The sequence below is a fragment of the Pseudomonas laurentiana genome, from assembly GCF_014648275.1.
Classification (GTDB): domain Bacteria; phylum Pseudomonadota; class Gammaproteobacteria; order Pseudomonadales; family Pseudomonadaceae; genus Aquipseudomonas; species Aquipseudomonas laurentiana.
The window spans coordinates 204,811-229,289 of sequence record NZ_BMQU01000006.1 but is presented as its reverse complement, the minus strand read 5'-3'; the positions used below and the strand labels follow the sequence as shown (position 1 = coordinate 229,289).

Annotated in this window: 23 protein-coding genes; 11 read left to right on the top strand and 12 right to left on the bottom strand. The window is 56.3% G+C overall.

The features are described 5' to 3' along the window. Positions 1 to 309: 309 nt before the first annotated feature. The 5 genes from IE038_RS08820 (at position 310) to IE038_RS08800 (ending at position 3,349) form a co-directional block, all read left to right on the top strand. A complete protein-coding gene (locus IE038_RS08820) occupies positions 310 to 510 on the top strand; it encodes a heavy-metal-associated domain-containing protein (RefSeq protein WP_004575963.1) in 201 nt (66 codons plus the stop codon). A 265-nt stretch (positions 511 to 775) separates the two neighbouring features. Beyond that, positions 776 to 1,798, top strand: a complete 1,023-nt coding sequence (locus tag IE038_RS08815) for a YncE family protein (protein WP_011953096.1) — start codon at positions 776 to 778, stop codon at positions 1,796 to 1,798. A 138-nt stretch (positions 1,799 to 1,936) separates the two neighbouring features. Next, positions 1,937 to 2,392 carry a hypothetical protein gene (locus tag IE038_RS08810; RefSeq protein WP_011953095.1) on the top strand — a complete coding sequence of 152 codons (456 nt, stop codon included), beginning with the start codon at positions 1,937 to 1,939 and terminating at the stop codon, positions 2,390 to 2,392. 25 nt (positions 2,393 to 2,417) lie between these two features. Next, positions 2,418 to 2,693 carry a DUF2933 domain-containing protein gene (locus tag IE038_RS08805; RefSeq protein WP_011953094.1) on the top strand — a complete coding sequence of 92 codons (276 nt, stop codon included), beginning with the start codon at positions 2,418 to 2,420 and terminating at the stop codon, positions 2,691 to 2,693. After that, positions 2,690 to 3,349: a methyltransferase family protein gene (locus IE038_RS08800; RefSeq protein ID WP_011953093.1), complete on the top strand. Its 660-nt coding sequence runs from the start codon at positions 2,690 to 2,692 to the stop codon at positions 3,347 to 3,349. Before IE038_RS08805 ends, IE038_RS08800 begins: the two co-directional genes overlap by 4 nt. Before the next feature lie 414 nt (positions 3,350 to 3,763). Here IE038_RS08800 and IE038_RS08795 read toward each other — a convergent pair whose 3' ends face one another. The 6 genes from IE038_RS08795 to IE038_RS08770 all read right to left on the bottom strand — a co-directional run bounded on the left by IE038_RS08795 (position 3,764) and on the right by IE038_RS08770 (position 12,533). Beyond that, positions 3,764 to 4,111: a copper-binding protein gene (locus IE038_RS08795; protein ID WP_011953092.1), complete on the bottom strand. Its 348-nt coding sequence runs from the start codon at positions 4,109 to 4,111 to the stop codon at positions 3,764 to 3,766. Then, entirely contained in the window at positions 4,108 to 7,266 is a 3,159-nt protein-coding gene (locus IE038_RS08790) for an efflux RND transporter permease subunit (RefSeq protein ID WP_011953091.1), read from the bottom strand. Before IE038_RS08790 ends, IE038_RS08795 begins: the two co-directional genes overlap by 4 nt. Beyond that, positions 7,263 to 8,729 carry an efflux RND transporter periplasmic adaptor subunit gene (locus IE038_RS08785; RefSeq protein ID WP_011953090.1) on the bottom strand — a complete coding sequence of 489 codons (1,467 nt, stop codon included), beginning with the start codon at positions 8,727 to 8,729 and terminating at the stop codon, positions 7,263 to 7,265. The genes IE038_RS08790 and IE038_RS08785 overlap by 4 nt, the downstream gene beginning before the upstream one ends. After that, complete coding sequence (locus IE038_RS08780) at positions 8,726 to 9,979, bottom strand: TolC family protein (protein WP_011953089.1); 1,254 nt, start codon at positions 9,977 to 9,979, stop codon at positions 8,726 to 8,728. Before IE038_RS08780 ends, IE038_RS08785 begins: the two co-directional genes overlap by 4 nt. Before the next feature lie 470 nt (positions 9,980 to 10,449). Next, complete coding sequence (locus IE038_RS08775) at positions 10,450 to 11,856, bottom strand: heavy metal sensor histidine kinase (protein WP_011953087.1); 1,407 nt, start codon at positions 11,854 to 11,856, stop codon at positions 10,450 to 10,452. After that, positions 11,856 to 12,533 carry a heavy metal response regulator transcription factor gene (locus IE038_RS08770; protein ID WP_011953086.1) on the bottom strand — a complete coding sequence of 226 codons (678 nt, stop codon included), beginning with the start codon at positions 12,531 to 12,533 and terminating at the stop codon, positions 11,856 to 11,858. Before IE038_RS08770 ends, IE038_RS08775 begins: the two co-directional genes overlap by 1 nt. 166 nt (positions 12,534 to 12,699) lie before the next feature. On the opposite strand from IE038_RS08770, the gene IE038_RS08765 reads away from it, so the two are divergent. The 6 genes from IE038_RS08765 to IE038_RS08740 all read left to right on the top strand — a co-directional run bounded on the left by IE038_RS08765 (position 12,700) and on the right by IE038_RS08740 (position 17,724). Next, positions 12,700 to 12,906, top strand: a complete 207-nt coding sequence (locus IE038_RS08765) for a co-regulatory protein PtrA N-terminal domain-containing protein (protein WP_011953085.1) — start codon at positions 12,700 to 12,702, stop codon at positions 12,904 to 12,906. Between the two features lie 182 nt (positions 12,907 to 13,088). After that, a complete protein-coding gene (locus IE038_RS08760) occupies positions 13,089 to 15,047 on the top strand; it encodes a copper resistance system multicopper oxidase (protein ID WP_012269846.1) in 1,959 nt (652 codons plus the stop codon). 14 nt (positions 15,048 to 15,061) lie between these two features. Next, positions 15,062 to 15,385, top strand: coding sequence for a hypothetical protein (locus IE038_RS08755; RefSeq protein WP_012269845.1), 324 nt, complete (start codon positions 15,062 to 15,064; stop codon positions 15,383 to 15,385). Then, positions 15,375 to 16,490, top strand: coding sequence for a copper resistance protein B (locus IE038_RS08750; RefSeq protein ID WP_011953082.1), 1,116 nt, complete (start codon positions 15,375 to 15,377; stop codon positions 16,488 to 16,490). The genes IE038_RS08755 and IE038_RS08750 overlap by 11 nt, the downstream gene beginning before the upstream one ends. Before the next feature lie 9 nt (positions 16,491 to 16,499). Continuing rightward, a complete protein-coding gene (locus IE038_RS08745; protein WP_011953081.1) occupies positions 16,500 to 17,279 on the top strand; it encodes a c-type cytochrome in 780 nt (259 codons plus the stop codon). After that, positions 17,269 to 17,724, top strand: coding sequence for a DUF411 domain-containing protein (locus tag IE038_RS08740; RefSeq protein ID WP_011953080.1), 456 nt, complete (start codon positions 17,269 to 17,271; stop codon positions 17,722 to 17,724). The genes IE038_RS08745 and IE038_RS08740 overlap by 11 nt, the downstream gene beginning before the upstream one ends. 97 nt (positions 17,725 to 17,821) lie before the next feature. Here IE038_RS08740 and IE038_RS08735 read toward each other — a convergent pair whose 3' ends face one another. From IE038_RS08735 to IE038_RS08710, 6 genes are all read right to left on the bottom strand, one after another. Then, positions 17,822 to 18,154 carry a DUF2790 domain-containing protein gene (locus IE038_RS08735; protein ID WP_011953079.1) on the bottom strand — a complete coding sequence of 111 codons (333 nt, stop codon included), beginning with the start codon at positions 18,152 to 18,154 and terminating at the stop codon, positions 17,822 to 17,824. Positions 18,155 to 18,525: 371 nt separating this feature from the next. Continuing rightward, positions 18,526 to 18,885: a histone-like nucleoid-structuring protein, MvaT/MvaU family gene (locus tag IE038_RS08730; RefSeq protein ID WP_010951431.1), complete on the bottom strand. Its 360-nt coding sequence runs from the start codon at positions 18,883 to 18,885 to the stop codon at positions 18,526 to 18,528. Positions 18,886 to 18,941: 56 nt separating this feature from the next. Beyond that, positions 18,942 to 20,858 (bottom strand): TniQ family protein, encoded by a 1,917-nt coding sequence (locus IE038_RS08725; RefSeq protein WP_010951430.1) that lies wholly within the window; start codon positions 20,856 to 20,858, stop codon positions 18,942 to 18,944. A gap of 75 nt (positions 20,859 to 20,933) precedes the next feature. Further along, a complete protein-coding gene (locus tag IE038_RS08720; RefSeq protein ID WP_010951429.1) occupies positions 20,934 to 21,893 on the bottom strand; it encodes a TniB family NTP-binding protein in 960 nt (319 codons plus the stop codon). Beyond that, the gene (locus tag IE038_RS08715; protein WP_011953078.1) at positions 21,890 to 23,848 is read right to left on the bottom strand and encodes a TnsB C-terminal domain-containing protein; all 1,959 of its coding nucleotides are present in this window, start codon (positions 23,846 to 23,848) and stop codon (positions 21,890 to 21,892) included. The genes IE038_RS08720 and IE038_RS08715 overlap by 4 nt, the downstream gene beginning before the upstream one ends. Beyond that, a complete protein-coding gene (locus IE038_RS08710) occupies positions 23,829 to 24,467 on the bottom strand; it encodes a TnsA endonuclease N-terminal domain-containing protein (protein WP_011953077.1) in 639 nt (212 codons plus the stop codon). Before IE038_RS08710 ends, IE038_RS08715 begins: the two co-directional genes overlap by 20 nt. Between the last annotated feature and the right edge of the window lie 12 nt (positions 24,468 to 24,479).

Sequence of the window (24,479 nt, the reverse complement as noted above, 5' to 3'; positions counted from 1 at the left end):
AGTTCCGCCATCAGCGTTTCAACGCCTGATCCATATGACTGACTGTCTAGGGCTTTGGCCTTAGCGGGTATGTCCGCGAGTTCGGCGCCAATCTGGTCCTGATGGAGGACATCGGGCAACTGCGACGTCCGCCATCTTCTGCCAAGATCGTAAGGGACAATTGTGATGCAGCAGGGGCCGCCGCCAGAGGAGTTGGACAAGATTTCAGGGCGAAGATAAATCCTTTGACCGGGCCTTGACCTTGTCATCGTGTCAAGGTTGAAGCTGTAAATGCGGCGAGAAAAGCCGTACCAGCATGAGAGGCCCGCTATGTTCGTTTTGGAAGTTTCCGGTATGGGATGTGGCAGTTGTGTCAACAAGATCACCAAGGCCATCCAGGCTGCCGATGGCGACGCGAAGGTGATCGTTGATCGTGCTGCCGGTACAGTGAGTGTCCAAAGCAACATCGAGGCGGAACGCGTCGGTGCACTGGTCCAGGCGCTTGGTTACCCAACCAAAGTCAGTCGCTAAGTCTCGTTACCGCTCAGATGGCAAGCCGCCGTGCCATGTTTCATGGCGCGGTTTCTTCATATACAGCCTGATGTCGACTGACTCCGGGTCGGGATAGCCAGCAATACTCCCCAAGAAATGGACGGCCTTCGATCACCCAGTGCCGAGTCAAGCTGTGGACGTTGACGCTGATCAAGAAAATGCTTCGCGATTGGTGTTTATCTTGAGTAAATGTATAGGCCAGCCTGGCTCACATACCCCGGCCCCTCGTTGGAGCTCATTCACAATGATGACTGCCAAGCGGTTTAGTTCTATGGCCTTGGGGATATCCCTGCTCATCCCTCTGGGGCTGGTCATGGCAAACCCTACGGGTAACGTCTACACGGCCAATGAACGGTCCGCTTCCATTAGCCAGGTAAATCTTGCGACAGGTGATGTGAGCACGGTCGCCTTGCCGATCGCACCCCACAACCTACAGGTTTCGCCCGACGGCAGCTTGCTTCTGGTTGTTGGAGTGGCTGGACATGCGGGGCATTCGAGCGGTGAAAAGCCCGGTGGGCAGTTGCTGGTGTTCAGTACCAGCGCGCTGGACAGGCCACCGTTCAGCTTCCCGGCAGGCGATCACCCGGCTCATGTGGTCACCGACGTCACCGGGCTGCGAGCTTTTGTGACCGATTCCGCTGCCAACCAGGTGCGAGTATTTGACCTTGAGCAGCGAATCGAGTTGCCCGGTATTCCAACTGGGCGTTATCCCCATGGGCTGCGCTTGAGCCCTGATGGCCGGACACTCTATATCGCGAACATGAAGAGCGACAGCGTATCGCTTATCGATGTCGTCACACTCAAAGAAACCGCGCAGATTCCCGTGGGCAAAGGCCCTGTCCAGGTCGGCTTTGCCCCTGACGGTCGCCTGGCATTCGTCTCGCTCAGTGCGACAAATCAGCTTGGCATCATCGACACGGCCAGACGCAAGGTGATCAGCAAGGTTGATGTCGGCCGCACGCCAATCCAGATGATGGCCACCGTTGACGGTCGCCAGGTCTATGTCGCGAATCAGGGCAGTGGCCAGAATCCGGACGACCGAGTCTCCATCGTAGATCTCCAGACGCGTAGCAGCCTGGGCACCGTGACCACCGGCAAGGGTGCCCATGGTGTGGCCATCAGCAGCGACGGCGCTTATGTGTTTGTCAGCAATATTGAAGCGGGCACCGTATCTGTCATCGATACGAGCAGCCGAAAGGTCGTTGCTACCCATAAGGTTGGCGCCGGGCCAAACGGGATCAGCTTCGAGCCGCCGAGTGCCCAATAATAGCCCGTCGGTGTACAACCCGAGCACGACGCGAAAAATGAGCATTCACGCCGGCGCAGTAATTTGCTTGTCGTGCCAGGTGAGGCCTAGCGCCCAGACCAAGGCATCCGGCTTTAAAACAGTGCTAAGGAGATGATGATGAACAACGTTCGAAATTTACTGATCGGACTTTGTTTGGCCGCAGCGTCCGTGGGCGCCATGGCGCAAAACACCGATGAACACTCGACACATCACCCGGCCGATGCGCCAAGCGCGGCGGCTACCGAGAAGACGCCTTCTCAGCCAATGGACAAAGGGCAAATGGCGGCGATGGACCAGCAAATGAAGGCCATGCAAGCCATGCACGAAAAGATGGCTGCAGCCAAAACGCCGGAAGCCCGTCAGGCGTTGATGGCCGAGCATATGGCGCTGATGAAAAATGGCATGGCCATGATGAAGTCCATGGAGGGTGGCATGCCTGAAATGGGGGGCATGCATGGCGGCATGGGCGGGGATATGGCCGCCCGCCACCAGATGATGGAAAAGCGCATGGACATGATGGAGTCGATGATGCAGATGATGATGGACCGCATGCCATCTGCTGCATCGAAGTAACCCATCTCCTTTCCCAGGAGTCGCTATGAACCCTCACTTCGATGAAAACGGCTCACCACACAGTTTCTGGCGTTCACGCTATGCAATCGGCCTGGTGGTAATCGGTGGGATCGCCGTCTACTTCCTGCTCACCGAGCACCTTGCCCATGTCGTTGGAGCCCTGCCTTATCTGTTGTTGCTCGCCTGTCCGCTGATGCATGTCTTCATGCATCGAGGACATGGGGGACACCATCACCAGGGCCAGAGCAAACCGGCCCCCTCCGATAAGGCTGATATCCATAAGCCGGGAGATCCATCATGAATCATGGTGAAAGCGCGTATGGCCTCTGGTCGCTGGTTTTCATCAACTCCGCGATCTTCATCATGTTTGCCTTCAGTTTCTTCAAGCCGGCAACGGCGAGAGACTGGAGGAGCTTCGGTGCATTCTCGGCCTTCATCGTTGCCCTGTTTGTGGAAATGTATGGCTTCCCCCTGACGATCTATCTGTTGTCAGGCTGGTTGCAGGCCAGGTTCCCCAACCTCGATCTGCTTTCCCACGAATCCGGCCATCTGTGGTCGACGTTGCTCGGTGACCAGGGCAACCCACACTTCAGTGTTTTGCACATTGCCAGTTACCTATTCCTGGGTTTCGGCTTCTATTTGCTTTCTGCCGCCTGGAACGTGCTATATCACGCGCAACGCCGCCGTTCACTTGCAACGGTCGGGCCCTATGGCTGGATCAGACATCCGCAGTACGTGGCATTTGTGCTGATTCTTCTGGGCTTTCTCCTTCAGTGGCCGACGCTGCTGACGCTGGCAATGTTCCCGGTGTTGCTGGTGATGTACGGGCGTTTGGCGGTTTCCGAAGAGCGGGAAATGCACAAGCAGTTTGGCGCTGCCTACGAAGCTTATACCCGCGTTACGCCTAGGTTCGTTCCGCACCTGCGCGAAAGGTTGGGTGGGGGTCATAGAGGCTGAAGCGTAGGACGAAGGAGCTACATGCCAGGAGGGTTTCAGCGGCAGTGTTTCTAGCGGGAATAGGGTATCCAAAGTCTGTTTGCTCGGATAACACTCTGAGTTGTCGCGGGTTTTCTTGTCGACAAGCTCGGTGGAATCCTTGTTGGCGTTCGGATAACTCAGGCAGTTGGATGACTTTGCGATGCCCTGTCCGCTTTCGACCCATATAGATCGTGATGCACGAAGATCTCTGCTCAAACGTCAGCTACTACTCTGATCTGAATGCATCCCGGCTACAGAGCGCAAAGACCAACTAGCGTCCCGAGGCACAGAGCTGAAGGCGGCGCGGTCAGGAATTGCGGCAGCACTTTTTCCAAAGTTTGGCTAAATGACCCTGCCTATCAGCTCTAATAGGCAGGGTTAGAAGTCAATCCGTCACTGCTTGCGAATGCCTACGATCGTCGCTGTGCCCCCATTCATTCGGAAATCGAAGCTGACCTTGTCGCCTACCTTGAGTCCCTTGAGTTGCTGCTCGGTAGCGCTGAAGCCCATGGTCATTGCCGGCCATTTCAGGGCTGATACTGGTCCATGCGCCAAGGTAACTTTACCTGGTTCCAAAGCTTTGATGGTTCCCTCAGCCGATGCAGTCGGAGCCGCCTGGCTGCCTTGGGTCTCGTTGCCTTCCATGGGCATATTCTTCATATCCGTGCCATACATGTCTTGGGCCTGCACCGCCGCCGCAACGGCGAACACCAGGCCAGCGCTGATCAGTAGCTTCTTCATCGGGTTACTCCTGTTTGGGGGTTATCGTGTACAGCGAGTCCGCGGCGCCTGACGAGCCAGTAAGCCGCAGGGATTACAAATAGTGAGAGCAAAGGCGCGGTGAGCATGCCGCCGACCATGGGTACAGCGATCCGGCTCATGACTTCGCTGCCGGTACCGCTACTCCAGAGGATTGGCATCAAGCCTGCGACGATCACTGCTACGGTCATGGCTTTGGGGCGGATGCGCTGCACGGCCCCTTCGCGGATAGCATCCAGAAGCGCAGGTTGCCCCTGCGTACCGTTGCCGTTTCGTTCAGTCCAGGCATTGTTGAGGTAGATCAGCATGATGACTCCAAACTCTGCTGCGACCCCAGCCAAGGCGATAAAACCGACACCCGTGGCCACCGACAGGTTGTAGCCCATCATGTACAGCAGCCATACGCCGCCGGTTAGCGCAAATGGCAAGGTAGCCATGATCAGCAGCGCTTCACCGAGGCGGCCAAACGTGAGGTAGAGAAGGACGAAAATAATGGCCAGCGTCGCCGGTACTACCCATGCTAAGCGCGCATTGGCGCGCTCCAGGTATTCGAACTGCCCGGAATAGCTCAAGCTTATGCCAGGATCGAGCTTCACCTGCTGATCGACTAGCCGGCGCAGGTCGGCAACGACGGAGGACAGGTCCCGTCTCCGCACGTCGATATACACCCAGCCCGAGGGGCGCGCGTTTTCACTCTTGAGCATGGGTGGACCGTCCGCAATACGCACCCGTGCCACGGTTCCCAGTGTGATTCGCCCCCCTTGGCTGGTGTAAATCGGTAGCTGCCGCAGGGCATCAACAGAGTCACGCCACTCCCGTGGGTACCGAACACTGATGGGATATCGCGCCAGGCCTTCTACGGTTTCGCCGATGTTTTCGCCCCCAACGGCGCCGGCAACAATCGCTTGGACATCAGCAATGTTCAGGCCGTAACGCGCTGCGAATTGGCGGTCGATATCCAGATCGATGTAGCGTCCACCGGTTAATCGCTCGGCGAGGGCGGAAGTCACCCCTGGAACCGTTTTGGCCACCTTCTCGATAGCCAGAGTCACCCGGTCGATCTCATTCAAATTGCTGCCGGCAACCTTTACGCCGATCGGGCTTTTGATACCGGTTGCGAGCATGTCGATACGGTTTCGAATCGGTGGGATCCAGATATTGGTTAGCCCAGGTACCTGCACGGTACGGTCCAGCTCTTCGATCAGCTTCTCAGTGGTCATCCCTGCTCGCCACTGATCCTTCGGTTTAAGTCGGACAGTCGTCTCGAACATCTCCAGCGGGGCCGGGTCGGTCGCTGATTCAGCCCGGCCCGCTTTACCGAAGACACTGGCGACCTCCGGTACCGTTCGGATCAGCCGGTCCGTACGTTGCAAAAGCTCAGAGGCTTTCTGCGCCGAAAGACCTGGCAGGGCAGTCGGCATGTACAGCAAATCGCCTTCATCCAGTGGCGGCAAGAATTCGCCGCCGAGCTGGCTCAGGGGCCAGACACTGCTGAGCAAAATCAACAGTGCACCCGCCAACGTGAGCTTTGGCCGGCGTAGAACGATCTCCAATGCTGGGCGATAGAGCCGTATCAGGGTTCGATTGAGTGGGTTGCGCTCTTCTGCCGGTAAACGACCCCGAATCCAGTACCCCATCAGCACGGGTACCAGGGTAACCGAAAGGCCCGCTGCTGCTGCCATTGCATAAGTCTTGGTGAATGCGAGGGGCGCAAACAGCCTTCCCTCCTGAGCCTGCAAGGTGAATACCGGTATGAAGGACAGCGTAATGATCATGAGGCTGAAGAACAGCGCAGGCCCGACCTCGACTGCTGCCTCAGTCATCACTTTCCAATGATCTTCGCCACGCAACGACTTTCCAGGGTGCCACGTATGCCAAGCCTCAACCCGTTTGTGCGCGTTCTCAATCATCACCACAGCGGCGTCCACCATCGCACCGATTGCAATGGCTATGCCCCCAAGCGACATGATGTTGGCGTTGATGCCCTGGTGGCGCATGACGATCAGGGCAATGAGGACACCAACCGGAAGCGAGACGATGGCGACCAACGATGAGCGCAGATGCCAAAGAAATGCAGCGCACACCAGTGCGACCACGATGAACTCTTCAATCAGCTTCTGGCTCAGATTTTCCACAGCACGATCGATCAACTGGCTACGGTCGTAGGTAGTGACCAGCTCGACCCCGGCAGGCAGGCTTTTTTCCAGCGATTCAAGCTTGGATTTGACGTGAGCGATGGCATCTTTCGCATTCTTGCCACTGCGCAGAATTACTACGCCGCCCACCGCTTCGCCCTGTCCATCAAGCTCGCCGATGCCGCGACGTGCCTCAGGGCCCAGCTGTACAGTGGCTACATCGCCCAGTGTTACGGGTATACCCTTCGCAGCCAGGCGCAGGGGAATGGCTCGGAAATCATCGAGTGACTTCAGATAGCCGGAAGCCCTTACCATGAACTCAGCTTCGCCTTGTTCGAGCACGCCGCCACCGGTTTCCTGATTGGCCTTGGCGATGGCGTCCGAAACCTCAACTTGAGTGATTCCCAAGCTGGCCATGCGCAGCGGATCGAGCACTACCTGGTACTGCTTGACCATCCCGCCTATCGTCGCCACTTCGGCAACGTCCGGAAGAGTTTTCAACTCGAAGCGCAGGAACCAGTCCTGAAGGCTGCGCAGCTGTGCCAGGTCATGGGTACCACTGCGGTCCACCAGCGCATACTGGTAGATCCAGCCTACACCAGTGGCATCGGGTCCGAGCACTGGCTTAGCGGACGCCGGTAATCGAGACTGAACCTGGCTTAGGTATTCGAGCACCCTGGACCGCGCCCAATAGAGATCTGTGCCGTCCTCAAACAACACATATACGAAGCTGTCTCCAAATGCTGAAAAGCCCCGCACTGTCTTGGCTCCGGGTACGGAAAGCATTGTGGTGGTCAGGGGATATGTCACCTGATTTTCCACGATCTGCGGTGCCTGCCCTGGGTAGGAGGTGCGGATAATCACCTGCACATCTGACAGGTCAGGCAACGCGTCGATCGGCAAACTTCGCAGAGAGAAAACGCCCCAAGCTACGGCAAACAGTGTTGCCAGCAGGACCAGGACGCGGTTGCCAACCGACCAACGAATCAGGTTCGCGATCATGGCTGGTTCTCCTGCTGGGTTATTTGCTCGATGACCATGCCTTCATCGCGCTCGCGCACTCCAAACCGGATGCGTTCGCCAACCTTGAGTCCGGCAATCAAGCGGGGATCTGCCACAGGGAAAGTCATCGTCATACCAGGCATGCCCAGCGTCACGAACGGTCCATGAGCGATGGTCAGCTGATTACCTTCTATTTGAACGATGCGCCCATTGGCCTGATGTAGAGCCGGCTGTACAGGTTGCGCAAGTGGAGCATCGCCAGCAGTAACGGCCTCGATACCTTTCAAGCTCGCTTCGGAGTCCAGCAGAAACTGCCCGGACGCCACAACGCGCTGGCCCGCCTGAAGGCCTCGCAGCACGACCACCTGGCCAGCACTTTCCTGGCCGAGCACTACTTCCACCGGCCGGAATCGACCTCCGTCTTCTGACACCATTACGAGATCGCGTTTCCCCGTCCGAATGATCGCCTCGGCTGGCACCAGTAGGCTGTCATCCTGTTGCCCGGACGGATGGAGGGAAACCTGCGCGGTCATGCCTGGGCGCAACCGGCCGCCGGGGTTGGGCAGTTCTATACGAAGCCGCAAGGTGCGGCTTTGCAGATCCGCATCAGCCAGCAATGCGGTCAGCTTGCCGGGAACAGGTTCGCCTGGGAACGCTGCCAGATTCGCCTGCACTGCCTGTCCTTCCTGTAGGCCTTGGGCTTGCGCTTCAGGTACTGCGGCCTCAAGCCAGACGTTCGCGATACCATTGATCTTCGCCAACGTTGCACCCGGTGTCATTGTCATGCCTGGCCGCAATTCCAGAGCCTGAAGGACGCCTGCTGTTGGGGCCAAGAGCGTTACCGAATTCTGGACCCTTCCCGTACGGTCAATCCGGTTGATAAGATCGGCAGGCATACCCGCCAGCAGTAGTCGTTGCCGAGCTGCAGCGCGCAATTCATTGTCCCCAGATCGCTGAAGCGCCAGGTACTCTTCCTGCAAGCCCGCCCATTCAGGCGTCAACACATCTGCCAATGGGGCGCCCTTGGCAACCACGTCGCCTGTAGCGCGGCCATAGGTGCGTTCGACGTAGCCACCGGTACGAGCCTGCAGAACGCTAAAATCCCGCTCATCGAAGGTAAGCACGCCGCTCACCTGGAGGGTTCGAGCAAGCTGCCCTTTCGCTACGGTAGCCAGACGGACCCCCAGGTTTTGTTGGAGCCCCTGTGAAACTTGAACTGCGGGGCTCACCTCAGCAGCGGTGCTTTCCTGGTACTTCGGCACCAGTGGCATGTCCATGAAGGGCGACTTGCCCGGTGCTGGAAAGTGCTGCTGGGGGTACATCGGGTCATACCAATACAGCACCTTCTGTAGCGTTTCAGGGGAGGCAGTGGACACCTGCCCACGCTTTGCTAGCTGATAGCCAACGCCACCGCCGATAGCCAACGCGGCCAATACCACAAGGCTGATAGTTGAATTTCTCATGCGCGCACCTCTCCATACGCGAAGTGCAGCCGTGCAGCTGTCGCGGCCAACTGTCCTTGCAGATCGATGTCTTGCAGTCGTGTTTCAACCCGCTGACGTCGAGCGGTGAGAACCTCACTTAAGGGTGATTTACCGGCTCGATAGTCAGCAAGGGCGAGGCGGACTCGATCCTCCGCTAGCGGTAACAATGTTTCACGGCTGCGCTGCACTGCTCGCTGCAATCGCTGGTAATCCGCAAGATCTGTCTCCAGCTGCGCTTTATGCTCACGCAATGCCGCTTCCTGTTCGTCCTCCAGTTGCCGGACTTGTGCGCGACGTGCCGCGATCATCGGGTCCTGCCGTGAGCCAGCGAACAAGGGCAGTTGGAAACTTACCTGCAGGCTCACCATATTGCTGAATTCAGGCCCGCGCCGCTGGTAATCCACCTGCCACCCCCAGTCCGACTTCTTTTCTGCCAAGGCTTGGTGCACTTGAGCTTGTGCTTCCCGCGTAAGGGCGTTGTAGGTCGCCAATTCTGGATGTGCATGTATAGCGTGTAGATAGTCCGGCGCGCTCACTGGCCAGCGCGGAAATGCTTGAGCTTGCGGATCAGCATCCTCTCCAATCCATCGCTTGAGTGCAGCCCGTGCCTGAGCGGCCTGTGTGAGCAGAACATCTTTTTGCTCATCGAGTTGCGCAGCTTCCTGGTCAGGAGCAAGTGCGTCGGCCGTCGCGCCGGTACCGCCGGCCAGGCGTGCGCGGATTGCTGCGGCCAACAGACGGTTTTCTTTGTAGAAGTCCTCAAACTGCTGCAGTTTCCGTTGAACGGTGTACGCCGCGACCCAAGCTTGGGCTGTGGCAGCACGCACTTTTAAGCGCTCGAACACCGCCTCTGCATCGGCTCGCTCAACGCTCGCTCGTGCCGTCTCAACTCGTGCCTCCCGCTTGTCCCGGTTTGGTACTTCCTGGGAGAGGCCGACAACCTGCATCGTCATGAAATCGCGGTTCATGCTCCAACGATCACTGCCGTCAACAGGAAGGTTCTGCACTCCTAGGTTGAGACGTGGATCAGGCAGCTCGCCTGCTGGGATCACAGCGTGTCGAGCGGCCGTCATTTGCTCTTGCCTGGCCTGGAGGATGGGGGCATTGCGTTCGGCAAGTTGAAGCGCTTCCTCCAGAGACAACGGTGTAGCCTGAGCCGGTAACGTCGACAACAGGCTGATCAGAGCGGCCAGACATGCCATCCCTAATCGGTAACGTGGGGGAGTCATGGAAATGATTCCTCAAAAAATCAGCGCGCAAGCGCATGCCATCATCCGGCTGCAAAACAGGACGATGGGGTGAATTTAAGAGGTAATCAGGCGCGGGGTGGCCGCCAAGGGTCAGGAGGCGCCCTGTTTACGAGGCTCACCGCATAGGTATCTACTGGCCTAGGCGCAGAATAGGTGAGCGTGGGGTTAATTATTTCGACCTGAACTGTGCTCGCGGTTCTACACTCCTGGCCCACTTTGCAGGCTTTGGAGTGGTCGGCAGCTGATCCTGGATCAGTATCCTGGCAACAATCGTGATCCATCCCCGCCATCATCTCCATCCCCATGGTTTGCATGGGGCATGGTTCAATGGCTGAGTCGACTCCCGCCATGCCGTTGAGAGGAAGCGATGCGATTAGAAGCAGGATGGTGAACAGTCGTAGGAGCCGGTTCATGATGGCCGAGTATAGGTTACACGCATGAAATGAGCATTAAGCCGTTTGAGGCTTGGAAGTGGATTGTTTGGCGTGCGGCAGAGCGATGTGAAAACTCGTCACGCCGTCAGCGGAGGTACACCAAATTCGCCCACCATGAGCCTCGATGATCGAACGCGTTATGGCCAGACCCAAGCCGGCGTTGCTTGGGCTTCCTTCCCGCCTTGCAGGGTCAGCGCGATAGAACCGGTCGAAGATTTTGTTGATATGTTCCGGATCAATCGTGGCCCCATTGTTCTGGACGGACAGGTTCACTTGATCAGCCGCCTCGACAATCCGGACGGCGATATCGTGGCCTTCGGGGGTATAGCGCAAAGCGTTGGATAGAATGTTGGAAACCGCCCGGTCAATCATTAGCCGGTCACCACGGATCGTACCTTCGCCTTGAAGGGCAAGCCGAATGCTTCGGTCTTCGGCTGCAAGCTGGTAGTACTCAATCAGTCTGGACACTAGCCCGACCAGATCGATATCAACCTGCTCGGGGATGATCAAGCCGTTATCAGCTTTTGCCAGGAACAGCATGTCATCGATCATGCGCGACATGCGCTTGAGGTCTTCAAGATTGGAGTAGAGGTTGTCTTCGTAGGCATCGAGGTCGCGTTTTTTGGTCAGAACGACTTCGGTATGCGTCAGAAGATTACTTACCGGAGTCCGCAGCTCATGTGCGATGTCGGCTGAGAAGTTTGATAGCCGGACGAACGCGTCTTCCAGGCGTGCAAGCATTCCGTTGAAGGAGAGGATCAGCTCCTGCAATTCAAGCGGCACGGGCTCCAATGGAATTCGCTCGCGAAGGGACCGGGCAGACATGGATGTCGCCACCTTGGTGATCTGCCCAACCGGCCGAAGACCGCTCTTGGCCACGATCCACCCCAATCCTGCACTAACCAGAGCGCTGATGACCAAGCCAATGCCGAACCACCATTGCAGCGTCTTGAAAAAGTGGGCATGGCTGGTGACATCCAGCATCAACATGACTGTTACCGGCGCCTGCGCCTGCGCTATAGCCAGTTGAGAGGTAATCCCCCGGAAGTTCCGCGAGTCGATTTGCCAGTCCCAAACGGCGCCAGAAGAGGCCTGCTTAAAGCGCTCAGGGATGCGGGATGCCTTGGAGTCCGAGAACAGGACAGTACCGTCAGCATCAAGAATCTCCGCAGAAAGGTCCTGATGAGCCCCCAACAAAGCACGCAGTTGAGGCTCCTGATCCTCAAGTTCATCACGTGCTGCTGAAAGTGAAAGGATGTGCCGGGTGGATTCGAGTTTCTCGGCCAGGGCTTGCTCATCCAGCATCTGGAAATGGTGCTGACTGAGCATGTAGAAGCTCACGCCGGCAACGACCAATACGGCGATGACCGCGAACATGAACATGAGGGTAAGGCGTTTAACGAGCGACGATTGGGCGCGCATTACTCGGGAACATCCATCAGATAGCCCATGCCACGAACTGTATGTATGAGCTTGGGGGCGAAATCGTCATCAATCTTGGCCCGCAACCTACGAACAGCAACCTCGATCACGTTAGTGTCGCTGTCGAAGTTCATATCCCACACCTGCGATGCGATCAGGGACTTCGGCAGTACCTCGCCGCGTCGGCGCATGAGTAGTTCCAGTAAGGAGAACTCCTTGGCTGTGAGGTCGATCCGCTTGCCATTTCGGGTGGCCCGGCGCTTAAGCAGGTCTACCTCCAGGTCAGCCATCTTCATAGTGGTCTGAGCATAGCCACTGCTGCCTCTTCGCAGCAAAGTGCGCACACGCGCTAGCAGTTCCGAGAATGCAAAGGGTTTGACCAGGTAATCGTCAGCCCCGAGTTCTAACCCTTTCACGCGATCGTCCACGCCATCACGGGCCGTCAAAAACAAGACTGGGACCTCTTTCCCTGCCGCACGTACCATCCGCAGCACCTCCCAGCCGTCTAGCCCCGGCATCATTACATCAAGAATCAGCAGGTCATACGCCTCGCTCAAAGCGTATTGCAGCGCGTCGGTCCCTGTGACCACACGATCGACGGTAAAGCCTGCCTCCGTCAGCCCTTGCTGCAGGTAGGCCCCGATTTTTGGCTCATCTTCGGCTACGAGTAATTTCATCTGCTGCGCCCCCTTGGATGCCCTTCAGTGTGCAGCAAAAAAGGCACCCAACCAGAAGCTGACGGAAAAGTAATGTCGGGCTCAGCTTGCTGACAGTGCCGGGTAGCTAGCTTGAGCACTGTGAACGGCGCCAATCAGGCGAAACTGACCCTTAGAGGAAACGCAAATGAACATGATCAAAGCGATTGTGATGGTAGTCACCTTCGGCATGGCGAGCCTCGCCCTGGCTGAAGGCGGCGCGGATCGCACCTTCGCCAGGATGGAAGCTGCACGTGCATCTTCCATGCAGGCTTACCAGGTTGCTCAGGAGAAAAAAGCAGAGGCTCCTGTTACCGCCCAAAGCCAAAAGCACCCCGGCCACGAGAGCTGCTGAGCTTAGCTTACAGAAATGTAATCACCCCGGAATCTGAACTATGTCAGCTTTCGGGGTATTGCCTCCCGCAATCCTTGTGCTTTGGCGAAAGTCTACGAGGCTTGGGGGAGCTCAATTGAAACCAGATGGCTGCGGATCCCGCAGTCTGGATATCAGCGATCTACCTGATTGGACGCAACGGCATGCAAAGCAAAACCACGAGACGTTCATTCGTCAAAGGCCTGGCTGCTACCGGACTACTGGGTGGGCTGGGCATGTGGCGCGCGCCGGTCTGGGCCGTAACCAGCCCTGGCCAGCCTAACGTACTGACCGGCACCGATTTTGACCTGTACATCGGGGAGCTCCCGGTGAACATTACCGGGGCAGCTCGAACGGCGATGGCCATCAACGGTTCGCTGCCAGGACCAATACTCCGTTGGCGCGAAGGCGACACGGTCACGCTACGGGTTCGCAACCGCTTGAAGCAGGACACGTCCATCCACTGGCACGGCATCATCCTGCCGGCGAATATGGACGGCGTGCCGGGTCTAAGCTTCCATGGCATCGCTCCCGACGGCATGTACGAGTACAAGTTCAAGGTCCACCAGAACGGCACCTACTGGTACCACAGCCATTCGGGCTTCCAGGAGCAGGTCGGTGTTTACGGTGCGCTGGTGATTGATGCCAAGGATCCAGAGCCTTTCACCTACGATCGTGACTATGTCGTCATGCTGAGTGATTGGACCGACGAAGACCCGGCGCGGGTTATGTCCAAGCTCAAAAAACAGTCGGACTATTACAACTTCCACAAGCGCACCGTTGGCGACTTCGTCGACGACGTGAGCGAGAAAGGTTGGTCTGCTGCTGTGGCCGATCGAAAGATGTGGGCCGAGATGAAGATGAGCCCAACCGATCTCGCTGACGTGAGCGGGCACACCTACACCTACCTCATGAACGGCCAGGCGCCAAATGGGAACTGGACGGGAATCTTCAAGCCAGGGGAGAAAATCCGGCTTCGCTTTATCAATGGCTCGGCGATGACCTATTTCGACGTGCGGATCCCCGGCTTGAAAATGACGGTTGTCGCAGCCGACGGTCAGTACGTTAAGCCAGTGTCGATCGATGAATTCCGGATTGCCGTTGCTGAAACCTACGATGTCATTGTCGAGCCTGAAAACGAGCAGGCTTACACCATCTTTGCTCAATCCATGGATCGCACCGGCTATTCAAGGGGTACCTTGGCTGTCCGTGAGGGCCTGCAGGCACCGGTGCCGGCTGTAGATCCAAGGCCTCTCATCTCCATGAGTGATATGGGGATGGACCACGGCAGCATGGGTGGCATGGATCACGGCAGCATGGCCGGTATGGACCACAGCAAGATGGCTGGCATGGACCACGGCAGCATGGCCGGTATGGACCATAGCAAGATGGCTGGCATGGACCACGGCAGCATGGCCGGTATGGACCATAGCAAGATGGCTGGCATGGACCACGGCAGCATGGCCGGTATGGACCATAGCAAGATGGCTGGCATGGACCACGGCAGCATGGCCGGTATGGACCATAGCAAGATGGCTGGCATGGACCACGGCAACATGACCGGTATGGACCAAAGCAATATGGCCGCCAGCGGTGCCATGCAGAACCATCCCGCCTCCGAAACAAACAACCCTCTGGTCGATATGCAGACCATGACCCCTACGCCAAAGCTGAGCGATCCGGGGATCGGGCTTCGCGATAACGGGCGTCGGGTTCTCACGTATTCGGATTTGCGTAGCACCTTCATCGACCCTGACGGCCGGGAACCTGGCCGGACAATCGAACTGCACCTTACCGGGCATATGGAAAAGTTCGCTTGGTCCTTCGATGGGATCAAGTTTTCTGACGCAGAGCCGCTGCGGCTCAAGTACGGCGAGCGCCTGCGTATTACCTTGGTCAACGACACCATGATGACTCACCCCATCCATCTGCACGGCATGTGGAGTGACCTGGAGGATGAGGACGGCAATTTCATGGTGCGAAAACACACGATCGATATGCCGCCTGGCTCGAAACGAAGCTATCGCGTAACCGCAGATGCACTCGGGCGCTGGGCCTATCACTGTCACCTCATGTACCACATGGAGATGGGCATGTTCCGAGAAGTCCGCGTGGACGAATGAACTGGAGATACGAGATGAGCAAACCAATGAAACGAAGCGCCTTTTTCCTCTCTGCCGCGATGGTTGGCCTGCTCGCGGTGTACGCCCCGTCTTCCTGGTCCAGTGACAACCATGATCAGCACTCTCAAAAGTCGTCCAACGCGGCGCAATCGAACGGCTCGAAGAGCAAGCAAGCCCAGGGCATGAACCATGAAGGCATGGATCACGGCTCCATGAAAGGCATGGATCATGGCTCTATGGAGGGCATGGATCATGGTTCCATGGAAGGAATGGATCACAGCAAAATGATGGAATCGCATGGCAGCGACAAAGCTAAGGCAGGGAAAAATGGCCAATAGCGTTGCACGACCATCGCTGCTGGCATTCGCCGTTTCTTTAGGTGTGCTGGGCGTTTCGCCCAGCTTCGCCGCTGAAATGGATCATTCCGGAATGGACCACTCGGCAATGGGCCACGGTGCCATGCAGATGGACCACGCCTCATCACAGGCTGCGATGCCGGGCATGGACCACAGCCAGATGGGCGCGAGCAAGCAACCCACGCAACCTGCACCCGTTGATCACAGCAAAATGGGCCATGGCCAGCCCAAAGCGAAACCCGCCTCGATGGACCACAGCAAGATGGACCATGGAAGCATGAAAGGCATGGATCACGGGTCCATGGAAGGCATGGATCATGGCGCGATGGGTCATTCCACGATGGGAAACGGGAACGCTGATTCGCCGACCCCGACCAGCCGTACGCCAATCCCGGTGCTGACTGATGCCGACCGGCAGGCTGCCTTCCCCCCGCTTGACGGGCACAAAATGGATGACAGCGGGTTCAACAGCTTTTTCTTGCTAGACCAACTGGAATACCAAGATGCCGATGAAGGTAGCACGCTTGCTTGGGATGCATCCGGCTGGGTGGGCGGCGATATCAATAGGCTCTGGATTCGCTCGGAAGGTGAACGAACCAATGGTGTGACTGAAGATGCTGAGCTGCAGCTCCTCTATGGCCGCTCGGTAAGCCCGTGGTGGGATGTTGTCGCCGGCGTCCGGCAGGATTTCAAACCGGAGGATCCGCAGACCTGGGCTGCGTTCGGTATTCAGGGCCTGGCCCTGTATGACTTCGAAGCTGAAGCCACCGCCTTTATCGGCGAGAACGGTCAAACCGCTGCCCGTCTGGAGGGCGAGTACGACATCTTGCTAACCAATCGTTTAATTCTTCAGCCAACCGCTGAGGCCAACTTTTATGGCAAGAACGACCCGGAACGCGGCGTCGGCTCTGGCCTGGCAAACACCGAAGTCGGGCTGCGGTTACGGTACGAGATTGTTCGCCAGTTCGCGCCATACATAGGTGTCACCTGGAGCCGTTCCTACGGCAAAACCGCCGATTTCATTCGGGATGAAGGCGGGGACGTGGACGAAGCTCGTTTTGTGGCCGGTATTCGGATGTGGTTTTGAGAACTCAACATGAAAAAAACAATTACAACGCTGGTGGCGGCAGGTGCTGTTACTAGCGCAGCAGTGCTAGGTGCTGCTTACTTCGGTCTCGTGAACGTTGGTGCGGACGACCCACACTTCCCCGCTGTGCATGCGTTTTTGGCCATGGCGCGGGATCGCTCGATTGAAGTCCGAGCAAGCGACATTGAGGTGCCAAACCTTAAAGATCCTGCTCTCATCCAAGCAGGGGCAGGCAACTACAACGCCATGTGTATCGGTTGCCACCTCGCGCCAGGGGTGGAGAAAACTGAACTCAGCCAAGCCCTATACCCATCCCCACCAAACCTCACCGAGATAGGTGTAAGCGGTGACCCTGCTGCTGCGTTTTGGACCATCAAGCACGGTATCAAAGCGACAGGCATGCCAGCCTGGGGTAAGAGCATGGACGACCAGTACATCTGGGGAATCGTCGCGTTCCTGGACCAGCTACCGCAACTCAATGCTGAGCAGTACCAGATGATGGTCGCTTCCAGTGGTGGTCACCAACATGGCGGTGGCGAAAGCGATATGCATAACCATGAAGGCCAACACGGTGGTGCGAAATCAGGTCATGGAAATCATGATGATTCCGCAGCAAACGGCGTGGCTGAGGAAAGTCATGATCATGGCAGTTCGCATTCGGAGTCTTCATCAGTAGCGGAGCACCACGGTGAACACGAGTCCGGCGAGGCGCACTCGGACCACCACACAGGTTCTACTCCCAAAACCCATGTGCACAAAGACGGGAAGGAGCACACTCATGACAAGTAAGCGCCGCTTCCTCGGTTTAAGTACCGCAGCGTCACTTCTAATCGCCTCAGCCGCCTTTGCTGCGGAGCCCCTGACTATCGATGTGCACCGGGACGCTAATTGCGGTTGCTGTAAGAAATGGATAGCGCACTTGGAGGCAAACGGCTTCAAGGTCGTCGACCACGTTGAAACGGACATGAGGGCGGTGAAGCAAGAGCTAGGAGTAGCTCCGAGGCTGGCTTCGTGTCACACCGCGGTTATCGATGGCAAGTTTGTGGAAGGTCACGTCCCCGCAGCCCAGGTGCAGGAGCTCATAAAGCGCAACGACCTGGCAGGCGTCGCGGTACCTGGCATGCCCGCTGGCTCACCAGGTATGGAGGTTGATGGCATGAAACACGCCTATCAAGTCATCGGCCTCACCAAGAGTGGGGACGATCAAGTAGTTGCCAGTTATCCTGACACGTAATGCAAGATGCCCCGGGGGAAGGGCTTCTGCCGGCCAGCCGACCAGCTGCAGCGCTGGTCGTGGTCAGCTTACTCCAAGACTTACCCTGTCCCTTCGGTCAGTTTTGACCTCTACAGTTAATTCCAGCAGAGCGATATTCGAGGATTTTCAACTCACCTGTTGAGTCCTCGTAATTCATCTGTGTCGGCATCACGTCGCAGCTACCTTTGAGCGAAGTCATACTGATAACTCTCGCCACATCCAGTTTCATTCCGTAGCGATAATGGATCACTTCAGGTGGTTTTTTTCCATTGGCAGCGGCGTAGGCACGCATTGCTTGCTCATTTGCCTGAATCATCTTTCCGTGTAAGCGATCAGATCCTCCTTCAGCTAAAGCGGATGAGGAGGCGATTACGAGCATGAGGGCGGCAATGCTTTTAGCGGTGTTCATTTCTGTTACTCCATGAAGACATGAGTGAAGCTTACCGACTGGGAGCTGTCATCCACGTGATCCAGGAATTACATGTTTGTAAGCAGGCTATCGATAATGATGGCTCTGAATACACGTGAAAGCCGCGTCGTTTCAGGCTGCGACAGTTTTAATTCTCTAGCGAATCAGTCTGAACCGGCGTTTTGGGTGATTGCGACAGTTTTGCGTTTCCTCTCCAAATGGCTGCAGGCCGCGAAAGACGGGACCCTCTAGCGACAGTTTTAATTCTCTAAATCCACCACCCGCAGAAAATTTCGTCACGCCCCAGAATGGGAATTTGCATTCGGGGCGCACCACGATTCATCTCGTGCCAGAAGCCGCCTGCAGTGCAATCAATTGGCGAGCCAAGACTCGACTACCTCAGCGCCATACTCGTTTTTCCAGGCCTTAAGCGTACGCTGATTACCACCCTTGGTCTCAACAACCTCTCCGCTGTGTGGATTCTTGTAGACCTTCACTTCGCGTGGTTTCCGAGAGGTTTTTGGGGCCATATCAGTGGAAGCCACCGCTTGCGGATCGAGGATCAGCACCACTTGGCGCAGGCCGTAGCCATACTCGTTGAGCAAACTGCGCAGCTTCGTTTCAAATTCCATTTCCTGCTTCAGGGCAGAGTCATTTTTCAGCGCTTCCAGCTCCGCCAGTTGGGCTGCGAGCTGTTGTTCGAGCAGGCGGAATTCAGCGAGACGGGACATAAGATTCTCCAAAATGGGTTCGATGATTTTAGCAATCAAGAAAGAAAGCGTGCTAACTATCTTGATCCCACATGCCTGAATCGGCAATCACGAGGCTGAGCGATCGGTGTGGATAAAAACGTGATGGCTTCAGGATCGTCGATCTGGGCGGCTTCACTTGCGAGGTAATCGATCAGCTTTTTGCTTCTTACCCAAACGTACTGCCGGCAAGCCGCGTTTGGAATGGATGGCCCCGCAACGGGGCGAAACCTGGCCTCCCAAAGGTGCTTGAACGCCTCCCTGGTCGACTTCCCCAAATACACCGCAATCTCCGGTCCCAAGATATAGCCACGCCTGAATCTGTCGATGGCTTGAGGCTTAACCATCAATTGCGTACGCCGGCCTCGTTCGACAGCAGTGCTCCATAGCAGACCCAGTCGAACGAACGCGTATGCGCATTGTTCTTTGACGCCTAACAGCGCAGCAGCCTTGACTACCGACAGGCCGGGAAAGACCGGACTCTTGTTCTCAGCTCGGGCTTGTTGCCACGCTGCAAAATCTTGCGGCTTGAGTAACCACGCCCCTACCGCAACCGAGCCATTCTCAGCTGGGCCGTAAGCGCGAAGTTCACCTGCACGTATTGCCTGAACCAACTCGACCAACCCACCCCCCTTGGGCAGAGAATGCTTGGCCAAGTAGTTGATCGACACCAGGCTCTGGTCAGAGCTGGTAGGCAGCTTCTCATCAATCAATTCGTTGATCGAGCGGCAGTCAATCAGCCACCTTTCGCCTGGGCGCGGTTCTCCACCAAAGAACTGGAGGGTACCACCAGCTAGCAGCTGCCTAACCCGATTGCGACAGAGGCTTAGCAAAGTCGAGGTTTCTTTCATATCAGCCACGCCCTGGAGATGCTGCGAGATTGCCTTCAAATGATCCAGGTCCACGACCGTAAAGACTCGATCTTCATGGACCTTCTCCCGATAGGCGATTTGTCCCTCCTGATGAAGGCGTTTTATGACTGATACCCCGAGACCACAAGCTTCAGCAGCAGAATCGAACGACACCCAACGATGTCTCTCAATCGTCTCCTCACTCAAATTGCGATTTCGCTTCGCTAACGGTGCTTCCCACGCATGCTGCAGAAATGATTCGAACTCTCGACGAAGAAAGTCAAAACAAGAGTCATCCAGATCACGGTGGATGTCGTGGTATATCGGGCCGAACGATCTGCTGAGCGTCCAATGTTCGTTATCGGAATGGACTGCCTTGAGGCCACTCAGCAGTTCTCTGAATGCGAGAGGCCAGTTCATGAGAACCACGCCCGCCGCGTTTGCCATAAGCCGCGATATCTCTAGCGAACCCGAATCAGCAACCTTCAGCGGCTGGGTTCTTTCCGTAGGCAAACTTCTGACAGCGAGACGCGATGACAACTCGTGAAACTGTTCGTAGGTGAGGGCCGCCAATCCCGCGTCAGCTGGCAACGAGTCGGCGTAAAACCTATCTTCAAAGCCAGAGGTGAGCCAGGCGGCCGTATCACTCGCCGGCGCGATCTCAAAATTGGTCCCACTCAATGAGGTGCCACACGCTTGGCAACTATTCGCACTCATTGCGCTTGGATCGGTTTCCTTCAGACAGTTGGGGCACCGCCCGTGGAGTTCAGTGCCGTGGACAGAACACGTCGTAACCAGGGTCAAGCCCCAGCTTTCTCTCCAATAACCGGCTTCGCCCAAACAGATCGGACAGTAACGAGCGTGATGAGTCGTCCATAACTTGACCCCCTTGGGCCTTGGATCACGAAACTCAGCAGATACCGCAGGCCAGCTCAGTGGTCCTTCCATCATCTGCAGCCAGTCCGCAACATCGGTCTCGTCGGCTCGTGCAAAGGCGGTGAGCAGTTCCTTTCTGGGTAATCCGTTGGCTTTCGCCAGGCGCTGCAGGTACCCCAAAAGACTTTCGTCTTGGTGTGGTCGTGGGTTGATTAAAAGACCAAACATTCCTACACATCCATGAAATCGAAGACATAAAAATCAGGGGAGTAGAGCCGGGCCGATAAGCCCGGCCCTTGGCCGTCAGGTACTGCTCTCTTCGAACGTCTCAAACGGCTCCCGCTTCCCGAACAGAGGCTGGAAATTGAAGCTCGCACTGAAGGGGTTTCGATCCTCGGTGGCGTAGCTCCAAACCTCGTCTTCAAAAGCCTGGGCCAGCACAGGAAGTTCAATCCCGACAAGGTCCTGGACTTGAACCAGCCAAACAGCCCTGTCCACAATCTTAATGAGGTAGTCGATCAATCCATAGGAAGCCAGGTAGAAGCGTTTAATCATCGCTGGCTCTACAAAACTGATGGTTTGAACAGGCAGTTCGCCCTCGATTGCCTGCAACAACATCACGAAATGAAGAGACGTATTAGCGGAGAAGGTGAAGCGATCGTATGCCACCGTGGCCGAAAACCTGCGTCGCAGTTGCTCGTTTGCTAGCAGGAGATTTTCGGTGCGCTTCAGCCCAATCAGAACAAACGCGATACTGGTTTCATTCATCAGACTCTTGATCCAGTCTGCTGCCTCATACGCACCATTACGACGATAATCGACCAGGTGCTGCGCCTCATCGAGGACCAACATCTCCACGCCAAGGTTCTTCAGCAGCAGGACTACTCGCGCAAATTTAACCTCTGCCGAATGTCCTCGTGCCTCTGCGAAGGGATCCTTCAGCTCTGCCAAAATGGCTGCTGCCAGGTTCTTTTTGGTTGGAGACGAAGGCATCTCGACGAACAGAACTGTCCGCTTCTGTGGGTCATGGCTCTCCAATTCCTCCAATGACCGAATGTACTCCTTGACCAATGTGCTCTTGCCCACTCCGCTTGGACCTTGGATCAGCAACCCTTTACTTGCTCTGGTACGCCGACTATCGCCGTGGATATCGCCTAGTCGCGTCAACGCTCGCTCGACTTGAGGGCTGTGAATAAAACGATCGCGGAGCGTAAAGCTGTATTCACCATGCTCGTAGCATTCGTACAGATTGATGGCGTTCATGGCTTAGAACTCCCAGCAGGGCGACGAACCGAGACCTTGAAGGCTGCTGGCGGAATGTTAGGAATAGAGTCACCGGTCCATTCCACTTCAGCGAGTACCTTGGGTGGAGGCGTGCTTTCGGTCACTCGACCCTCCTTGTCGATTTTCGCTATGGCAGCTGCGCGTCGTTTTCTGAGCGTCTGCGAACGGCGGGCCTCGTCTGCATCTTCCATAATTTCCTGGTAGCACCTGTGCGTAGCCTCGAAGCTAGGCTGCTCATTATATTTTTCTCGCAGCGCTTTCTCGGCAGCCTTCCACACCTCCCTGCTCTTACCGGCCATTCGCTCATCTTTGGCGGGCACTTTGAAGAACAAGTTTCTGAAGCGGTCGTGAACCCAAACGTGCCCGGCTTCGTCTCGATAGCGGACGTTTACCTTTTCTCCGTCTGCCAAACGCATACGGAGCTCAGCAAGTTCCGTAGAGTGGTAGCCCACTTTGGCAACCTCGATGCCGTAATGGTGAACCTTCACCGAGGCCCGCTTGGCCAGAATGCACTCCAACGAGTCCAGGTCGACGGGAAGGCTGATGACATGGTTCGCCTCGCTAGTCCCCCAGACTTGAGCCGGTGTTCTGTTGTCCAGCCCCCGATGAGGAGTCTGGTGGTAACCATCGACGATCCATTTCACTACCACCGCCTCCAATTGAGGGAGCGTGAAACATGCATTCTTCTCCGAGTCGTAATCGCCACGCTGCTGGATATTCGAGAAGGTGGTACCCGGGAGGTTGTGGATAAGCCCCAGGTTCTGTGTGCTGAAAAAGCGTTCGACGGCACCTTTCCTTTGAGGGGCCCTTGAAGCGGGATACATGATCTCGATACCCAACTCGTTGAATCCCATGATGAGATCGCCCGCGTGAAATTCCGCTGCGTTGTCTGGGACTATTCGAGCCGGCAGCCCACGTGCCCACCATTCATTTCTCACTTTCGGAAAGCGCTTCAGCAATTCGGCTTTTGGACGGATTGAGCGTTCGATCACACGAAGCACGGTTTCCGTATTTGGCGCCGACAGGTGGAGCAAATATCCCATCACCATTCGAGAGAAGCGGTCGAGGACGATCGTCAGATAGGGGCGCCCAATGCACAGCCCCGAGGTTTCATCCACAAGCTGGACGTCCAACAAGGTGTGATCAATTTCCCAACGTTCCAAAATCTCATGGACACGTAGGACACCCGCCGCAACACGGTGCTTCTTGTCTGCTGCGTGTTTTCCGAGCCTCTCCTTATCCACAAGGTACGGATCCAGCTTGGCGATGTACCTTCGGACAGTCATTCCGCTTGGGATCTTGAGCTGATCCGAAGGCAAACGACTTTTGTTCCTCTCTTTTATCTGATCCTCGAATTCTGAAACGACCACGCTGACCGCTGGAATCGTATCCTGCAGGTAGGTTTTATTAATCACCCCTTCAAGAATAACTTCGAGCTCTCCCTGTATCGCGGCAGCCCGACCCTTTTTGGCATGCTGAGGGATAAGCTTTACTACGTTCTGGCCAATGTATTTGGCTGCCCAACGTCGAATAGTGGAAACCGAGGGTGCGCACGCATCCCCAATCTTTTTGGCGATATCTCTAAGCTTCTTGATCATGTCTTCGTCACCCGGTAGCTTGTATTTACCGCGCTTAGTTAGGTCGTCCAGATACTTGCGTCGACGCAATGCCTCATCTCCATGTTTTTTGGGGAAGCATGAAATATCTGGAGGGACGTTCCGCACATACGGAACCCTCCCAAGGTATGGCTGATCAGCGGAGATCTCGATCTCGCGCTTCTCGTAGGCCTCATAGAACTCCTTCTCGGATAGCTTCGTGGGCTCACCAAGCTCATCGAAAAAGAGCAGCTTCCGGTCAATAAGCCTCTTCTCAAGCACCATCAGTACGCCACGAACGATGACGACCAATTTCACCCTAAGGGAAAAGGTTTGCATGACGGTGCCCCCCTTGCAGGAAGACCGGGGAGTCAGTGTCAATTGACCTATCAAGGTCAATGCCCACCACCCCAAGGCCTAACAAGCGCCAGGCTTTCCCCTCACCAACCACGTAGAGCAGATCTGCAACGGTCATAGGCGGCCATTCGTTGAAGGTCGCCATTACCTCCTCCAACGCCTGATGCGAAAGCTCTGGACCGCGCCGGTGATACATCAGCCTTCTAAGATTGGTAGCCAGGGGTTCAGCTTCAATTAACTTTTCAGTGATCACCGAAAAGTTACGGGCAGTGGCGTTGAAGTAGCGCTCAGCGGCATCCAGTCGCTGCCTGACGCTGGCAATCTTCAGTCGGTCGTGAGGCTTCACTTCAAACCACCACTCGCGCCCATCCGCGAGGAAAACCTGTACGTCTGGGTAATATTTGAAGTAGCCCTGGAGCGATGGAACACGTTCCTCACTGGGCTGCGGGACGTAGCCGATGACCGCAGGAGACAGCTCAAGAAGCCGAAAAAGAGCGCCTTCGAGCTGGGACTCCCAGGGCACAGGCTTTTTATTTTTGAGCGATGGGAAGTAGCCGCGGTAATGGTTGGACCGCCGCGTGACCACCTTTCGTACTGTCATGAAACACCTCCG

Coding starts and splice junctions, on each gene's coding strand:
- IE038_RS08805 (WP_011953094.1), top strand. CDS start 2,418: ATGAACCCTCACTTCGATGAAAACGGCTCACCACACAGTTTCTGGCGT.
- IE038_RS08810 (WP_011953095.1), top strand. CDS start 1,937: ATGAACAACGTTCGAAATTTACTGATCGGACTTTGTTTGGCCGCAGCG.
- IE038_RS08795 (WP_011953092.1), bottom strand. CDS start 4,111: ATGAAGAAGCTACTGATCAGCGCTGGCCTGGTGTTCGCCGTTGCGGCG.
- IE038_RS08800 (WP_011953093.1), top strand. CDS start 2,690: ATGAATCATGGTGAAAGCGCGTATGGCCTCTGGTCGCTGGTTTTCATC.
- IE038_RS08820 (WP_004575963.1), top strand. CDS start 310: ATGTTCGTTTTGGAAGTTTCCGGTATGGGATGTGGCAGTTGTGTCAAC.
- IE038_RS08760 (WP_012269846.1), top strand. CDS start 13,089: ATGCAAAGCAAAACCACGAGACGTTCATTCGTCAAAGGCCTGGCTGCT.
- IE038_RS08745 (WP_011953081.1), top strand. CDS start 16,500: ATGAAAAAAACAATTACAACGCTGGTGGCGGCAGGTGCTGTTACTAGC.
- IE038_RS08775 (WP_011953087.1), bottom strand. CDS start 11,856: ATGCGCGCCCAATCGTCGCTCGTTAAACGCCTTACCCTCATGTTCATG.
- IE038_RS08750 (WP_011953082.1), top strand. CDS start 15,375: ATGGCCAATAGCGTTGCACGACCATCGCTGCTGGCATTCGCCGTTTCT.
- IE038_RS08790 (WP_011953091.1), bottom strand. CDS start 7,266: ATGATCGCGAACCTGATTCGTTGGTCGGTTGGCAACCGCGTCCTGGTC.
- IE038_RS08715 (WP_011953078.1), bottom strand. CDS start 23,848: ATGCAAACCTTTTCCCTTAGGGTGAAATTGGTCGTCATCGTTCGTGGC.
- IE038_RS08785 (WP_011953090.1), bottom strand. CDS start 8,729: ATGAGAAATTCAACTATCAGCCTTGTGGTATTGGCCGCGTTGGCTATC.
- IE038_RS08780 (WP_011953089.1), bottom strand. CDS start 9,979: ATGACTCCCCCACGTTACCGATTAGGGATGGCATGTCTGGCCGCTCTG.
- IE038_RS08720 (WP_010951429.1), bottom strand. CDS start 21,893: ATGAACGCCATCAATCTGTACGAATGCTACGAGCATGGTGAATACAGC.
- IE038_RS08735 (WP_011953079.1), bottom strand. CDS start 18,154: ATGAACACCGCTAAAAGCATTGCCGCCCTCATGCTCGTAATCGCCTCC.
- IE038_RS08765 (WP_011953085.1), top strand. CDS start 12,700: ATGAACATGATCAAAGCGATTGTGATGGTAGTCACCTTCGGCATGGCG.
- IE038_RS08730 (WP_010951431.1), bottom strand. CDS start 18,885: ATGTCCCGTCTCGCTGAATTCCGCCTGCTCGAACAACAGCTCGCAGCC.
- IE038_RS08770 (WP_011953086.1), bottom strand. CDS start 12,533: ATGAAATTACTCGTAGCCGAAGATGAGCCAAAAATCGGGGCCTACCTG.
- IE038_RS08710 (WP_011953077.1), bottom strand. CDS start 24,467: ATGACAGTACGAAAGGTGGTCACGCGGCGGTCCAACCATTACCGCGGC.
- IE038_RS08815 (WP_011953096.1), top strand. CDS start 776: ATGATGACTGCCAAGCGGTTTAGTTCTATGGCCTTGGGGATATCCCTG.
- IE038_RS08740 (WP_011953080.1), top strand. CDS start 17,269: ATGACAAGTAAGCGCCGCTTCCTCGGTTTAAGTACCGCAGCGTCACTT.
- IE038_RS08755 (WP_012269845.1), top strand. CDS start 15,062: ATGAGCAAACCAATGAAACGAAGCGCCTTTTTCCTCTCTGCCGCGATG.
- IE038_RS08725 (WP_010951430.1), bottom strand. CDS start 20,858: ATGTTTGGTCTTTTAATCAACCCACGACCACACCAAGACGAAAGTCTT.